The organism is Citrobacter telavivensis, assembly GCF_041807075.1.
Lineage (GTDB): Bacteria > Pseudomonadota > Gammaproteobacteria > Enterobacterales > Enterobacteriaceae > Citrobacter_A > Citrobacter_A telavivensis.
The window spans coordinates 261,498-276,076 of sequence record NZ_JBGUBF010000002.1; the positions used below are offsets into that span (position 1 = coordinate 261,498).

12 protein-coding genes are annotated in these 14,579 nt (G+C 53.8%); 3 read left to right on the plus strand and 9 right to left on the minus strand.

From position 1 onward, the window contains the following. Nucleotides 1-32: 32 nt before the first annotated feature. From yjiA to btsT, 3 genes are all read right to left on the minus strand, one after another. Nucleotides 33-992 (minus strand): GTPase, encoded by a 960-nt coding sequence (yjiA, locus tag ACERJC_RS12345; RefSeq protein WP_178823206.1) that lies wholly within the window; start codon nt 990-992, stop codon nt 33-35. A gap of 12 nt (nt 993-1,004) precedes the next feature. Then, nucleotides 1,005-1,208, minus strand: a complete 204-nt coding sequence (locus ACERJC_RS12350) for a YbdD/YjiX family protein (RefSeq protein WP_024130742.1) — start codon at nt 1,206-1,208, stop codon at nt 1,005-1,007. Nucleotides 1,209-1,315: 107 nt separating this feature from the next. Further along, nucleotides 1,316-3,466, minus strand: a complete 2,151-nt coding sequence (gene btsT / locus ACERJC_RS12355; RefSeq protein WP_152402030.1) for a pyruvate/proton symporter BtsT — start codon at nt 3,464-3,466, stop codon at nt 1,316-1,318. A 296-nt stretch (nt 3,467-3,762) separates the two neighbouring features. Here btsT and ACERJC_RS12360 point away from each other — a divergent pair, with 296 nt between their 5' ends. Together ACERJC_RS12360 and tsr are read left to right on the plus strand one after the other, a co-directional pair. Next, on the plus strand, nt 3,763-4,770 hold the full coding sequence (locus ACERJC_RS12360; protein WP_373671806.1) for an Ldh family oxidoreductase: 1,008 nt from the start codon (nt 3,763-3,765) through the stop codon (nt 4,768-4,770). 165 nt (nt 4,771-4,935) lie between these two features. Next, nucleotides 4,936-6,600, plus strand: a complete 1,665-nt coding sequence (gene tsr / locus ACERJC_RS12365; RefSeq protein ID WP_373671807.1) for a methyl-accepting chemotaxis protein — start codon at nt 4,936-4,938, stop codon at nt 6,598-6,600. Here the strand turns inward: tsr and ACERJC_RS12370 are convergent. The 5 genes from ACERJC_RS12370 to ACERJC_RS12390 form a co-directional block, all read right to left on the minus strand. Continuing rightward, nucleotides 6,597-7,112, minus strand: a complete 516-nt coding sequence (locus ACERJC_RS12370) for a GNAT family N-acetyltransferase (RefSeq protein WP_373671808.1) — start codon at nt 7,110-7,112, stop codon at nt 6,597-6,599. The genes tsr and ACERJC_RS12370 overlap by 4 nt on opposite strands. A 98-nt stretch (nt 7,113-7,210) precedes the next feature. After that, the gene (locus tag ACERJC_RS12375; protein ID WP_178825965.1) at nt 7,211-8,482 is read right to left on the minus strand and encodes a TRAP transporter large permease; all 1,272 of its coding nucleotides are present in this window, start codon (nt 8,480-8,482) and stop codon (nt 7,211-7,213) included. Continuing rightward, complete coding sequence (locus ACERJC_RS12380) at nt 8,479-8,952, minus strand: TRAP transporter small permease (protein WP_042321974.1); 474 nt, start codon at nt 8,950-8,952, stop codon at nt 8,479-8,481. The genes ACERJC_RS12375 and ACERJC_RS12380 overlap by 4 nt, the downstream gene beginning before the upstream one ends. 66 nt (nt 8,953-9,018) lie before the next feature. After that, nucleotides 9,019-9,990 carry a C4-dicarboxylate TRAP transporter substrate-binding protein gene (locus tag ACERJC_RS12385; protein WP_373671809.1) on the minus strand — a complete coding sequence of 324 codons (972 nt, stop codon included), beginning with the start codon at nt 9,988-9,990 and terminating at the stop codon, nt 9,019-9,021. A 171-nt stretch (nt 9,991-10,161) separates the two neighbouring features. After that, nucleotides 10,162-11,067: a GntR family transcriptional regulator gene (locus tag ACERJC_RS12390; protein WP_178825967.1), complete on the minus strand. Its 906-nt coding sequence runs from the start codon at nt 11,065-11,067 to the stop codon at nt 10,162-10,164. 139 nt (nt 11,068-11,206) lie between these two features. Here ACERJC_RS12390 and ACERJC_RS12395 point away from each other — a divergent pair, with 139 nt between their 5' ends. Beyond that, nucleotides 11,207-12,229: a zinc-binding alcohol dehydrogenase family protein gene (locus ACERJC_RS12395; RefSeq protein ID WP_373671810.1), complete on the plus strand. Its 1,023-nt coding sequence runs from the start codon at nt 11,207-11,209 to the stop codon at nt 12,227-12,229. Between the two features lie 56 nt (nt 12,230-12,285). Here the strand turns inward: ACERJC_RS12395 and opgB are convergent, their stop codons facing one another. Next, on the minus strand, nt 12,286-14,577 hold the full coding sequence (opgB, locus tag ACERJC_RS12400; protein WP_373671811.1) for a phosphatidylglycerol--membrane-oligosaccharide glycerophosphotransferase: 2,292 nt from the start codon (nt 14,575-14,577) through the stop codon (nt 12,286-12,288). Nucleotides 14,578-14,579 lie beyond the last annotated feature (2 nt).

Here is a 14,579-nt window from a genome sequence, read left to right on the forward strand (position 1 = left end):
CCCGATAAGCGCAGCGCCATCGGGCACGGGAATCACGACTTCTTCAGCCCCGCGAACGCGGCTCTGATGTCGTCTTCGGGGAGCTGAATGCCAATAAACACCAGCGTGCTGTGCGGCGGTTCATCGCCCCACGGGCGATCCCAGTCGGCGCTGTACAGGCGTTGCACGCCCTGGAACAGCAGACGGTTCGGTTCGCCTTCAATCCACAACATCCCTTTGTAACGCAGCAGTTTTTCTGCGGACTCCAGCAGCAGGTTTTCCATCACGCGGGAGACGTCGCTGATATCCACCGGGTAATCCAGTTCCACCACAATAGAAGAGATATCGTTCTGCTTGTCGGCGATGAAGTGGAAGCGCGGTTTAGCGCTAACGACGTTCTCTTCCAGCATAAAGCCGTTGGTGTCGAACAGCAGGGAGAGATCGATATCGCCATGTGTCACGGTATAAACCGGCGCGCGGGCGTTGATACGCGCCAGACGTTCGCGCAGTTTCTCGCTTTCGCCTGCGACATCGGTTTTGGTCAGCAGGATGCGATCGGCGTAGCCAACCTGCGACTGGGCAATCGTGAACTGGTTCATCTGATCGTCGGCATGGACCGCATCGACCAGCGCAATAACGCCGTCTAACAGATAGCGCTGGCAAAGGATCTCGTGCGAGAAAAAGGTCTGAATAATCGGGCCGGGGTCGGCCATGCCGGTGCATTCAATCACCAGACGATCGAAGCTGATATTGCCCTTATCGAGGTTGTCGAGAAGGTCTAATAGCGCGTCCTCCAGTTCGTTCGAACGCGTACAGCAGATGCAGCCGTTGGTCAGGGTTTTGATCTGCGTGGCGCGATCGCCAATCAGCTGATCGTCAACGGACACTTCGCCGAATTCGTTTTCGATAACGGCAATCTTATAGCCGTGTTCTTCGTTGAGGATGTGGCGCAGCAGAGTGGTTTTACCCGCGCCAAGAAAGCCGGTGAGTAGGGTGACTGCAATCGGGGTCATTCACTTCTCCTTCTAACAGCAGCGCATGCCGCCTTTACCGTCGCCGCCGTAGCGCGCCTGCTGGCGCTCGCGGAAGAATTCTTCATAGCTCATGTACGGCTTGTCCGGATGGTTGGTTTGCATATGCTCGACGTAGTTGTCGTAGTCTGGAATACCAATCAACATCTTTGCCGCCTGGCCGAGATATTTTTTTGCCTGACCTAAGTTACCAAACATTGTGCCGCCTCGTGAATGATTAAAGCCGGATGGCGGCTTTCGCCTTATCCGGCCTACGCTTACAGCATTCTGTAAGCCGGGTAAGCGAAACGTTACCCGGCATCAGCTTAGTGATGTGAAGAGGTTTTCACGCCGCCTTCAGGAATCGGAACGTACGGGGTTTCTTTATCGGTACGTTTGTCCACGTTGCGCACATTCATCCAGGTTTTGAAACCGTAGAAGATGATGCTGTACACCACCACCAGGAACAGAATACTCAGGCCTGCGTTAGTGTAGTTGTTCACAACGATGTGATTCATGTTGGCAATCTGCTGAGCGGTCAGTTCGCCGCCGTTGGCAATCTTCTCTTTGTACTGGTTAGCCATGTAGAAGAAGCCTTCCATCTGCGGGTTGGTGCTGAACAGTTTCAGACCCAGCGCCCAGGTGGTGCAGATCAGCAGCCACACAGCCGGGATAACGGTCACCCAGATGTATTTGGTGCGCTGCATTTTAATCAGTACCACGGTACCCAGAACCAGCGCCACGGCTGCCAGCATCTGGTTAGAGATACCGAACAGCGGCCACAGGCTCTTAACGCCGCCCAGCGGATCGACCACGCCCTGATACAGCAGGTAGCCCCACAGGCCCACACAACCCGCTGTACCAATGATACCGGCAACCAGAGAGTCGGTTTTCTTCAGGAACGGTACGAAGTTACCCAGCAGGTCCTGCAGCATGAATCGACCGGAACGCGTACCCGCATCCAGTGCGGTCAGGATGAACAGCGCTTCAAACAGAATACCGAAGTGGTACCAGAAGCCCATGTCAGCCATCGGCAGTACTTTGTGGAATACGTGCGCGATACCAACCGCCAGCGTCGGTGCACCACCGGCACGGTTCAGAACGGACGGTTCGCCGATGTCTTTCGCGGTTTGCAGGATCTGCTCAGGCGAAATCACGAAGCCCCATGAGCTGACGGTTGCCGCCGCATGCGCGGTCACGTCTTTCAACTGCGCCATAATCAGCGGCGCGTTCTCACCCCCCATTTCATGCAGGTTCGGCATCGTAATGCCCAGGCCTGCCGGCGGGGTGTTCATCGCAAAGTAGAGACCCGGTTCGATAATGGAAGCCGCAACCAGCGCCATAATCGCCACGAAGGATTCCATCAGCATCGCACCGTAACCGATGAAGCGGGCGTCAGTTTCACAGGCCAGCAGTTTCGGGGTGGTACCGGAAGAGATCAGCGCGTGGAAGCCAGAGACAGCGCCACAGGCGATGGTAATGAACAGGAACGGGAACAGTGCACCTTTCCACAGCGGACCGGTACCGTCGATGTACTGCGTCATGGCCGGCATTTTCAGCTCAGGGTTGAGGATCACAATACCCAGCGCCAGGCCGACGATAACGCCGATTTTCAGGAAGGTGGCCAGATAGTCGCGCGGGGCGAGGATCAGCCATACCGGCAGCAGCGCAGACACAAACGCATAGCCGATCAGTGCAAAGGTAATGGTGGTGTCTTTAAAGGTCAGCGCCGGACCCCAGTATGGGTCGTGAGCAATCACGCCACCGAAATAAATAGATGCCACCAGCAGAACAATACCAATCACCGACACTTCACCTACACGCCCCGGACGCAGGAAGCGCATGTAGATCCCCATGAACAGCGCGATAGGCACGGTGGAGCAAACGGTGAAGACCCCCCACGGACTTTCGGCCAGCGCTTTTACGACGATCAGCGCCAGTACCGCAAGGATGATGATCATAATTAAGAAGCAGCCAAACAGCGCAATCGTCCCCGGCACGGAGCCCATCTCTTCTTTAATCATCTCGCCAAGCGACGCGCCGTTACGGCGAGAAGAGATAAACAGCACCATGAAGTCCTGAACCGCACCCGCCAGCACGACGCCCGCCAGCAGCCACAGGGTACCAGGCAGGTAGCCCATCTGCGCGGCCAGAACCGGACCGACCAGCGGACCGGCGCCAGCGATGGCGGCAAAGTGGTGTCCGAACAGGACATAGCGGTTGGTTGGAACGTAGTTCAGGCCATCGTTATTGATGACCGCAGGTGTCGAACGTGTAGGGTCGAGCTTCATCACCTTCTGGGCGATGTACAGACTGTAGTAGCGGTAAGCCACCAGATATACCGACACGGAAGCGACCACGATCCACAGGGCGCTGACGTGTTCACCCCGGCGTAAGGCGACAACCGAGAGGCAGAATGCCCCGATGATCCCGAGGATCACCCAGGGTATGTGCTTGAATATCTTTTTCGTATCCATAGTAAAACCTGGTTTTATAAGATTAATAATTGGCCGAAGCCGTTTGGTTTGGGTTGCGTTTGAAGAGGTAATTGGACTGCTATGCTGGTGACGATCTTGCCAGAGAGTCGCGCGCGTAAAGTACGGTAAATAAGTGAGCGGTCAAATGGTGAGTTAAGCGGTCAGAAGTGTCAGTAAGCGGTAAAGAGGATCGCTGAACGACGGATATTATGTGACTGAGATCACAAAGAAAAATCCGCCAACGACTGACGAATACCGACTACGCTTATTGCCGACAACATCATAAGGAGAACAACATGGAAACAGTAAACCTCACATTATCTGAGGCTTACACGCTGGCGCGTGAGGTGCTGAGCACCAACGGCTTTAGCGCGGAACATGCGGATGCCATCGCGCGTAACGTGACGGCAGGCGAGCGTGATGGCTGCGCGTCTCACGGGTTATGGCGATTGTTGGGGATCGTCGAGACTCTGCGTAAAGGAAAAGTCTCCGCTGATGCACGTCCGCAGATTTCCGATCGGGCGCCCGCAATCGTCAGGGCGGACGCTGGCGGCGCGTTCTCGCTGGTGGCGTATGAACAGGCGCTGCCGTTGCTCATCAGTAAAGCCAGCACGTGCGGCATTGCGGCGCTGGCGATCAACCGCTGCGTTCACTTTTCCGCGTTGTTTGCGGACATTGAGCCGCTGACCGACGCCGGACTGGTGGGTTACGCCTGTACGCCAAGCCACGCCTGGGTCGCCCCGGCTGGCGGTACGCGTCCGCTGTTTGGCACGAACCCCATCGCCTTTGGTTGGCCGCGTAAAGGCAAACCGCCTTACATTTTTGATATGGCAACCAGCGCGGCGGCGCGCGGCGAGATCCAGTTGCATCAGCGGGCCGGTAAAGCGATCCCGGAAGGGTGGGGCATCGACAGCGAGGGGCAACCGTCAACCGATCCGCAGGCGGTATTAAACGGTGCCATGCTGACCTTTGGCGGTCACAAGGGCTCGGCGTTTGCAGCAATGGTTGAACTGCTGGCAGGGCCGCTCATCGGTGATATGACCAGCGCGGAATCGCTGGCCTGGGATGAAGGGGCGGGCGGTCTGCCGTACGGCGGTGAGTTGATTCTGGCGTTTGACCCGTCCCGATTCCTCGGAGATGAGGCGTATCTCCATCTTGAGCGGGCAGAAACCCTGTTTGCCGCGATGCAGGCGCAGGGGGCGCGACTGCCGGGAGAAAGACGCTTCCGTTCGCGGGAGAAATCAATGCAGGAAGGCGTGACGATTACCCGTTCTCTGTTTGCGGACATTTCCGCGCTGAGATAAGGCAGAATGGGCGAGGCATCCTCGCCTGATTCCCGTTCGGGTAGAGGGTAATCGCATTTTTTGCCAGTTAATTGAACAAATTTCCTGTGATACCCCCTGCGATTACATAAAGTTTTCTCATTCCGGGCCGAAAACCAGAGTATCTGTCTAGCGGAAAGAGAAAACATGTTAAAACGTATCAAGATTGTGACCAGCCTACTGTTGGTTCTGGTTTTATTTGGCCTTTTACAACTCACTTCAGGCGGATTGTTCTTTAATGCATTGAAAAATGACAAAGAGAACTTCACCGTTCTGCAAACTATTCGTCAGCAGCAGTCCACGCTGAATGGCAGTTGGGTGGCGCTGCTGCAAACGCGTAACACCCTTAACCGTGCGGGTATCCGCTACATGATGGATCAGAGCAATATCGGTAGCGGTGCGACCGTTGCGGATCTGATGCAGATTGCCAGCGTCTCCCTGAAACAGGCGGAAAAGAACTGGACGGATTACGAAGCGTTACCGCGTGACCCGCGCCAAAGCGAAGCGGCATCGGCGGAAATCAAACGTAATTACGATATCTATCACAACGCGTTAGCTGAACTGATCCAGTTGCTGGGTGCCGGGAAAATCAACGAGTTTTTCGATCAGCCCACTCAGGGGTATCAGGACGGTTTTGAGAAGCAGTATGTGAACTATCTGCAACAGAACGACCGCCTGTATGACCTGGCGGTAGAGGACAACAACCGCTCATACAGCCAGGCGATGTGGGTTCTGGTCAGCGTGTTGTTGGCGGTGCTGGTAGTCATTATTGCTGTCTGGTTTGGCATCAAGCTGTCGCTGATAGCACCAATGAACCGCCTGATCGCGAGCATTCGTCATATTGCCAGCGGCGATCTGGTGAAGCGTATTGATGTGGAAGGCACCAATGAAATGGGCCAACTGGCGGAAAGCCTGCGCCACATGCAGGGTGAGCTGGTGCGTACCGTGGGCGACGTGCGTAACGGCGCGAACGCCATTTACAGCGGTGCCAGCGAAATCGCGATGGGTAACAACGATCTCTCTTCCCGTACCGAGCAGCAGGCGGCGTCTCTGGAAGAGACGGCGGCGAGCATGGAAGAGCTGACGGCTACCGTTAAGCAGAACGCCGAAAACGCGCGTCAGGCCAGCCATCTGGCGCTGAGCGCGTCCGAAACGGCGCAGAAAGGCGGGAAAGTGGTCGATAACGTGGTGCAAACCATGCGTGATATCGCCTCCAGCTCGCAGAAAATTGCTGACATCATCAGCGTGATCGACGGCATTGCCTTCCAGACCAACATTCTGGCGCTGAACGCGGCGGTAGAAGCGGCGCGTGCCGGTGAGCAGGGGCGTGGCTTTGCGGTGGTTGCTGGTGAAGTGCGTAACCTCGCGCAGCGCAGCGCGCAGGCAGCACGTGAGATCAAGAGCCTGATTGAAGACTCCGTCAGCCGTGTTGACGTCGGTTCTACGCTGGTAGAAAGCGCCGGTGAAACCATGGATGAGATCGTGAATGCCGTTACCCGCGTGACCGACATCATGGGCGAGATCGCGTCGGCTTCCGATGAGCAAAGTCGTGGGATTGACCAGGTGGGTCTGGCCGTAGCGGAAATGGATCGCGTCACCCAGCAGAACGCCTCGCTGGTGGAAGAGTCCGCCGCCGCTGCCGCCGCGCTGGAAGAGCAGGCCAGTCGTCTGACTCAGGCCGTTGCCGTGTTCCACATCCAGCAGGAACAGCGGCGTGCGCGTGACGTTGCCAGCGTTAAGCCCGCTTCCTCGACGGTTCAACCGCGTAAAGCCGCTGTGGCGGAGAGCGGGGATAACTGGGAAACGTTTTAATTAAGCATCAGGCGCATGGCACAACGTGATTCAAACGCGATACCATGCGCCGTCTCTTCCTCTCGCTTCTGGCGCAATGCTGCCGGCAACGCGCCATCTTCCAGTATTTCAAATCCCAGATGTTGATACAGCGGCGCGTTCCAGTCGACATGGCGAAACGTGGTGAGCGTCAGAGAGGTAAAGCCCTGCTCGCGCGCCCACTGCGCGACCGTGTCTACTAACTGACGGCCAATGCCTTTACCCTGCCACGCCAGATGCAGCGAAAATTCGGCAATATACAGCGACGATTCCATTGCTTCGCCCAGCAGAAATCCAACGGGTCTGTCGTCAACCAGCGCCAGCCAACTCATCCCCTTACCGGCATATTCCCGATGCTGTTCCACGCTGACAATGCGATCGTCCGCGATCCATGCCAGTTCCGGCACGTCTAAAAAGCGCTGTCCTGCTGAGCGTTCAATGGCGGGCAGGGCGGTAGCATCTGCCAGTGTGGTTGGGCGAAAGGTAATGTGCATAACGATACCGGGATTAAGGTGACAGTGTGGGCAGTATAACGCGGTGCCCCGCCACAGGGAAAAGTCCCCGGCAGCGGGGACTTTACGGTGTTAACGGGTTAAACGAGTAATAACGAAATGGCCGGTATGTAGGTCACCAGCAACAGCATGAGCAATAAAGTCCCCAGCAACGGCAGAGATTGACGGAAAAACTGTCCGACTGAAACCTGAGTAATATTGCAGACCAGTAACATGACGGTGCCAACCGGCGGCGTGAAGGCGCCGATAGAAAGGTTGAAGATCATGATGATACCGAAGTGTACCGGGTCGATACCAAAATGCGCCACGACAGGTTTAAGCAATGGAACCAGAATCAGCAGAATGGCATTCCCTTCAAGAAACATCCCCAGTGTCAGCAAAAGAATATTGATAATTAACAGGAAAATGTATTTGTTTTCTGTCAGCGTCGTGACAAAGTTCGCCACCGCGACGCCGGCATGTTCCATTGAGAAGATCCAACCGAGCGCGGCACTTGCCATGATGACTAACATGACCGATGCCGTTGCCCGTGCCGTTTCTCCCAGCGCTTTTACGACATGGCCAAGGGTCATTTGACGATAAATGAAGAAACCGATGATCAACACAATGAGTACCGCAGCCGCGCCGGCTTCTGTTGGAGTGAAGATGTTGGCGCGAATCCCTCCTACGACGGCAAAAATCAAAAACAGCGCGGGCCAGGCTTGTCCAATAGAGAAGAGCGCTTCCTTACCGGTAGGCCAGGTGTCGCGTGAGGGCTTAGCGTTCGTTTTACGGGCAACCAGATAAACCGTAATCATTAACAGTACCGCACAGAGCAGACCCGGAATCAGACCGGCCATGAACATCTTTCCGATGGAGACGTCTGCCACCAGGCCATAAATAATCAGGGCAATCCCCGGCGGGATGATTGGGGTGACGAGGGACCCTCCGGCGGTGATTGCAGCAGCGAAGGCACGGTTGTAGCCTTTACGTTCCATCTCAGGAACCATCATGCGCGACAGCATCGCCGCGTCGGCCAGGTTTGAGGCGCTGACCCCTCCCATCATGGTACTGACCAGAATATTGGCGACACCGAGTCCGCCCCGCATTTTACCCACCAGAATATTCGCCACTTGCAGAATACGTTCTGCAATACCGGTATAACTCATCAGCGTACCCAACAGAATAAAGAAAGGTATCGCCAGCAATGATGGGCTCTGGGTTGGCGCAATTAATCGCTGAACAGCAATTTCAATCGGAACCGTGGAAAAAAAGAGGAAATAGGCAATAATGCCGATAAACATTGCCAGATACACACGAATATTCAGAAATAAGCACACGATCATTAGTGGAATAATCAATAACCAGCTCATTGTTTTTCCTCGCCGACATCTACCTGTTTAACGTCGTTAATTAACCAGTAGAGCGTATAAATTGCCGTTGCCAGAGTACCGACGGGAACAGCGATATCAATCCAGAACCAGGAAACTTTCAATATTTGCGTGACCTTATACTGCGCCATTTCCGCCAGTCGGTAACCCAGCCAGGCCATATAAACCAGCAACCCGATGGAAAGCAGGGCAACCAGCGAGGCAATAATGCGTTTGACTTTATGTGGGAACATATCGACGACAAAAGGAATAGTCAGATGCGCCCGATCGCGTTCAGCCACCACTCCGCCCAACATCACAACCCAAATCATCAGCAGTCCGGACATTTCCTCAGTCCATTGAATGGGCTGTCCTACAAAATAGCGCATGAATACGGCTGCAATGGTCATTATCACCAGGATAAACAGTGCCAGTGCTGCGCTCAGTTCTACAAGCTTGCCAAAGAAACGCATTAATCCTCCTTCAGAGAGTCGCCCTGGCCTTGAGAGGAAAAGGCGTTGGGCGCTCTGTGCCTGTATTTATTGCAGTTGCTGTTGAATGGTTTCATACAAGCCCGGTGTCCACTCCGGGAATTGCGAGTAAACTTCGCGTGCTTTCTGGCGGAATGCTTCGGTATCCGGATAAATAACTTCAACGCCTTCCGCTTCCATGCTCTTCAGCATTTCGGCGTCGTGTTCAATCGTTAATTTCTGGCTGTAAAGGCCGGCTTCATAACCCGTTGAATGAATCAATTCCAGTTGCTCAGGAGAGAGCGTACTGAAAAAGGCTTCGCCGCCAATCCATACCGAGGTGTTGGTCAGGTAATTTACCATCGACAGATATTTCGCCTGCTCAAACAGTTTTTGCCCTTGCAGAACCGAAATTGGGTTTTCGACGCCATCAATAACGCCCTGAGTCAGCGCAGGGTAAACCTCACCCAGCGGCATTGGGGTTGGTGTGGCACCCATTGCCTGAATGGCTTTAATTTGCATCACGTTATTCGGTACGCGGATCTTCATTCCCGCAAGATCTTCCACTTTGCGAATCGGTTTTTTAGAAATAATCTGACGGGTGCCATACAGATAATTGTTCATCACCACATGAATTCCTTTTTTCTTCAGGTCTTCATTTTTTTGACGAAACCAGTCGCTCTCATAAATTTTGAAGAGTTTCTGTGGGTCATCGGTCAGATAAGGTCCAAACAAAATACCTAAATCAGGTTCGTAATCGGCGAGGAAAGCCACATCGGTGAGCGTGATGACGTTCATTCCCATCATGGCTTGTTCAGTCACATCTTGTTTTGACCCTAGCTGTGAGCTGGGATAGAGAACCAGCGTTATTTCTCCATCACTCTTTTTATTCAGAATCTCAGCCCAGTAGCGCATCACCACGTCTAATGGCTCGCCTGGATTATTCTCATATGCGACTTTAATAGAAAGCGGTTTAGCCTGAATGGTGAATGGCAGAAAAAAAGTACAAACAGTAATCAGCACGGCTATTATCTTGTTCATTTTCTACTTGCTCCCAGGGATCAACGAATAAAACCAACATTTGTACTGGCGGAAAAATTCATAGTGAATCCTGCCTAATCAGAAAGTAAGCAGAAAGTCATCATGGTGCTGTATGCGTTGTATGAAATCGTGCTCTTGCTAAAGGTTTGTTGTTTTTAATGTGTTTTTAATTCATTCATTTTCTTGTCGGATGGAGCGAATCATCGATTGTTTCGCCGTATTCAGGTGGTTTCGCAGCGCAAGAAGCGCATCGAGATCGCTGCGGCAAATCAGCGCGCTGAGGATGGTCATGTGCTCATCAATGGCGATGATATTGCGTTGTTTAAGATCGCGTTCATCCCATTGGTAATGGAAATGGAAGATCACGGAGATGATTTCAAGCGACTGATTAAAAAATATATTGTCGGCGGCAGAGAGCAGCAGCGCGTGAAAATCACGGTCTAACAGGGAGAACATGCGGAAGTTGCTACCGACGCTGTCGCGCAGCAGACGGTGGCGTTCAAGCAACATTTTTGCCTGCAGCCAGCGCGGATCGTCATCCGGCAAATTGAGAAAGTGTTGTAGCGCATGGGTTTCCAGCATCTCGCGCAGCTCAAAAAGCTGTTCGGCATAGGACTGATCGAACTTTTTCATGCTCCACTGGCCGCGCTTTTCACTCTGGATGAGATTGTAACGCCCAAATTTTAAAAGGTATTCTCGCACCACTACCGGGCTGACGCCCGCCATCCGGGCCAGTTGAAGTTCAGAAAACGTCTCGCCAGCGCGAAGCTGGCGCTGGTTAATCATCGTATAAAACGCCTGCTCAAAAATACGATTTTGCTCCGCCATGGAGGCGGTAGTACAGGCAAAACCATCATCATGTTCAGGGCTACGGGTAATGACATGGTCGTTGCCGACCAGGGTCAATACGCCACACTCGCTGAGGTGATTGAGCATGTGCCGCACCGTGGTGCGACTGATGTTGTACATCTCGGCTAATGCGCTTTGCGACGGCAGCGGGGAAGGAAGATGACCGCGCGCCATATCATCGATCACCTGGTTAATGACATTGTGACGTAAATTTTGCGAACGGCTCATCGGGATCTCCTTTTGCCTGCATTAAAACCCGATTTAAAACATTTTAATGCGCAGGGTTTCACAAATTAGCTTTCTCGTTACGCGGCTATTTCTATTTTCATCAATATCTGAAGCAACAAAGAAACAGGAGCGCATAACGATGTCCACAATGAATATGTTGATTTGCCAGGAACCCAGGAAATTAATTCATGAGAAACGCGACATTCCGATTCCGGATAAACATGAAGCATTAATTAAAATTAAGTCTGTCGGTATATGTGGAACCGATATTCATGCCTGGGGAGGCAATCAACCTTTTTTCAGTTATCCACGCGTATTAGGCCATGAAATATGTGGGGATATTGTGACGCTCGGCGAGAAGGTAACGCAATTTAAGGTGGGTCAGCAGGTGGCGGTAATTCCCTACGTTGCGTGCCAGCAGTGTCCGGCGTGTCTGGGGGGACGGACGAACTGCTGTGAAAAGATCTCCGTGATCGGCGTGCATCAGGATGGGGGTTTTAGCGAGTATCTCAGCGTTCCGGTGACCAATCTGTTGCAGGCGGAGGGGATTGATCCTCACGCAGCAGCCTTGATCGAGCCTTACGCGATTAGCGCACATGCGGTGCGTCGGGCAGCGATCGCGCCGGGTGATCAGGTGCTGGTCGTTGGGGCCGGGCCGATTGGGATCGGGGCGGCAGCGATTGCGAGGGCTGATGGGGCACAGGTGGTGGTGGCAGATACCAGTATCGCTCGTCGCGAACACGTGACTTCCCGCCTCGGCCTGCCGGTGGTGGATCCCTCTGCGGACGATTTTGAGGCTCAGCTACGTTCGCAATTTGGCGGTTCATTGGCGCAGAAGGTGCTCGATGCGACGGGTAACCAGCATGCCATGAACAATACCGTTAACCTGATCCGCCACGGCGGCACCATTGTTTTTGTCGGGCTGTTCAAAGGCGACTTGCAGTTCTCTGACCCGGAATTTCACAAGAAAGAGACCACGATGATGGGCAGTCGTAACGCCACGCCGGAGGATTTTGCGAAGGTGGGACGGCTGATGGCGGAAGGTAAACTGAACGCTGAAATGATGCTTACGCATCGCTATCCGTTTAGCCAACTAGCGGAGGTCTTCGAACGCGATGTGATTAATAACCGGACGCTAATCAAAGGGGTGATTACGTTCTGACGATTGCCATGCAGCGCCCGGGGTGGTGTTGGGCGCTGTTTTTTTATCACCGGTGGTCAGCCCTGGGCGCTGACCACTTTGATTTCAACCATCCCGATCCCCAGCTTACGCGGCGAGTGGCCGAGGATGTTGCCTTCGTTGGTCGAGACCGGATCGGGCGGGACAATCACCAGCGTATCCGCATCCGTCGGGTTGTCGAAATGCAGCGTGGTGGTGGTGACATCGTGACTTAACACCAGCGTCTGCTCTTCCTGGCCTACACGCACCGGAATCGGGCGATTGGCATTGTCGCCAAAGGCTTTCGCGGTGATCACCAGGTCGAATTTTTTCGGCAGCGGCTGTTTGTACTCGATCTTCACTTCTTCCGCCAGCTGCGCGTTGGACCAGCGTCCCCAGGATTCCGGACGAGAAATCCCGCTGAACTGCTTCACCTCTTCCGGTGCGCCCGCCACGTTGAAGACAAAACTGTCGGCTTTATAGCGGATGTCGTTGTCGACGATTTTCAGGGTATCGACGTTGCCTTTATAGCGCTCCATGTCGATCACCGTGTCTTTAAAGGCCGTTTTACCTTTCCACTGCGCTTTATCAACATGCTGGACGATTTGCTCTCCGCCAAGCTGGCCCTGCGAGACGCACCAGTCGGTTGAGAGCGCCAGCGCCGGTGACCATAACTGGCCCATTTTGTAGCAGCGATCGACCCAGACGAAGTTATCGCGAGGGGCAAAATCGGCAAGCTGGAAGCGCAGCGGGGCGGAGTATTCGCTTTCCGGGAGGGGTTCGACGCGCTTATCCGATATCCTCAACAGCAGCGGCAGACGGAAATGGCTGCCGGAGAAGGCGATCATATTTTTATCCCGGTCGACGGTGAAATCTTTCATCTCTTTCGGGAAGTTCCACAGGCGAATAATGTCCGGCTTCATGGCAAGGACCTTTTCTTTACTGTTAAGGAACACTTCCGACATCGACTGACCCGACAGGCTGCTGCGTCCCAGGCCGATATAGTTATCGCCGCCGAGAATATCCAGTACCGTCGCGCCGTTATCCATGGTGTTACGTTTGACCGCCAGCGTCTCCTGCTGAGGCTTGTCGCCGCGGATCACGAAGAACAGGTTGTTACGATCCTGTTTGTTCAGGTATTTCCATGCGCTGTTGTTCATCGCCAGATGGTCTGAAGAGACCACAATGACGGTATCTTTAAACCACGGTGAGGCTTTGATTTTATTGATAAACGCCGCGATGTTTTCCTGGCTACAGCTGACGGCGCTAAAAGACTGATTGGGTTTACCGTCGAAATCATAGCGTTTGCGCTGACAGGCGCGCGAGATAAAACCATCCGGATGATGGGTATCGACCGTCAGGGTAAACAACGAAAAACGCTGGCCGGAGCGAGAGAGTGCTTCGAACTTCTTCCACGCTTCATCCAGTACCGTGTCGTCATAGAAACCCCAATCGTTACGGTAATTTGGATCGGCGACGACGCTTTTTAGCTCTTCGGCGCCATACAGATAATCGAAGCCGTGGGACTTCAGGAACACGTCTTTCCCGGCAAAACGCAGGTTTGCGCCCTGCACAAAGTGGTTCTGGTAGCCGGAGTTTTTAAGGATATCCCCAAGACAGAGATTCTGCGGGAAGAAGCTGGAGACCGATGCCGACGCATTGCCTTCAAACGGTGCGAACAGGGGAATGCCGCACTGGGAGGCGACCATCCCGGCGATGGTGTAGTCTGTTCCCGGTAACTGCTGGGTGTGGCTGAAATCCATACCTTCGTTTTTCAACGCGCCGAGTTCCGGAGTGAGTTCCGGGAAGGCCTCATTGTCGAAATAGGTTCGCTCCAGGCTTTCACCGTAGATGTACACCAGATTCAGCTTCGGGTTGGGTATGCTTTTCGCCGGTTCTTTATAGTAGGCCGCGAAATCGGGATCGCCGTCGCGGGTCTGAGATTTGACCAGCTCGCTGATCTGACGAAATGCCGGGCTGGCATCGACGGAACCCAGCGCCAACAGTAGTGCCAGCAGGCTGTAACCAAAATGGTGAGGATGATGACGGCGACGACGCAGCACCCAGCCCAGCGTGCCAAACACCGCCACGAGCGCCAGCGCAATGCCAATGCCCGGCAGAATATATTTGCCGACACCGGCCCCCGTCAGACTGTTCGTCAACGTGTAGAGTACTGCATCGTTAATGCCATCACCTGTGAAATAGTCGCTGGCAAATAGCGTGATATTCAGAACCACAAAAAGTCCCAGCACCGTCAGGGTGGCGATAAACCACCAGGTGTTGCGACCCGCTTTCCAGGCATAAATCAGTACAGAGGCAAGAAACAGCGCGATGGAGAGTAACTCAGACAACG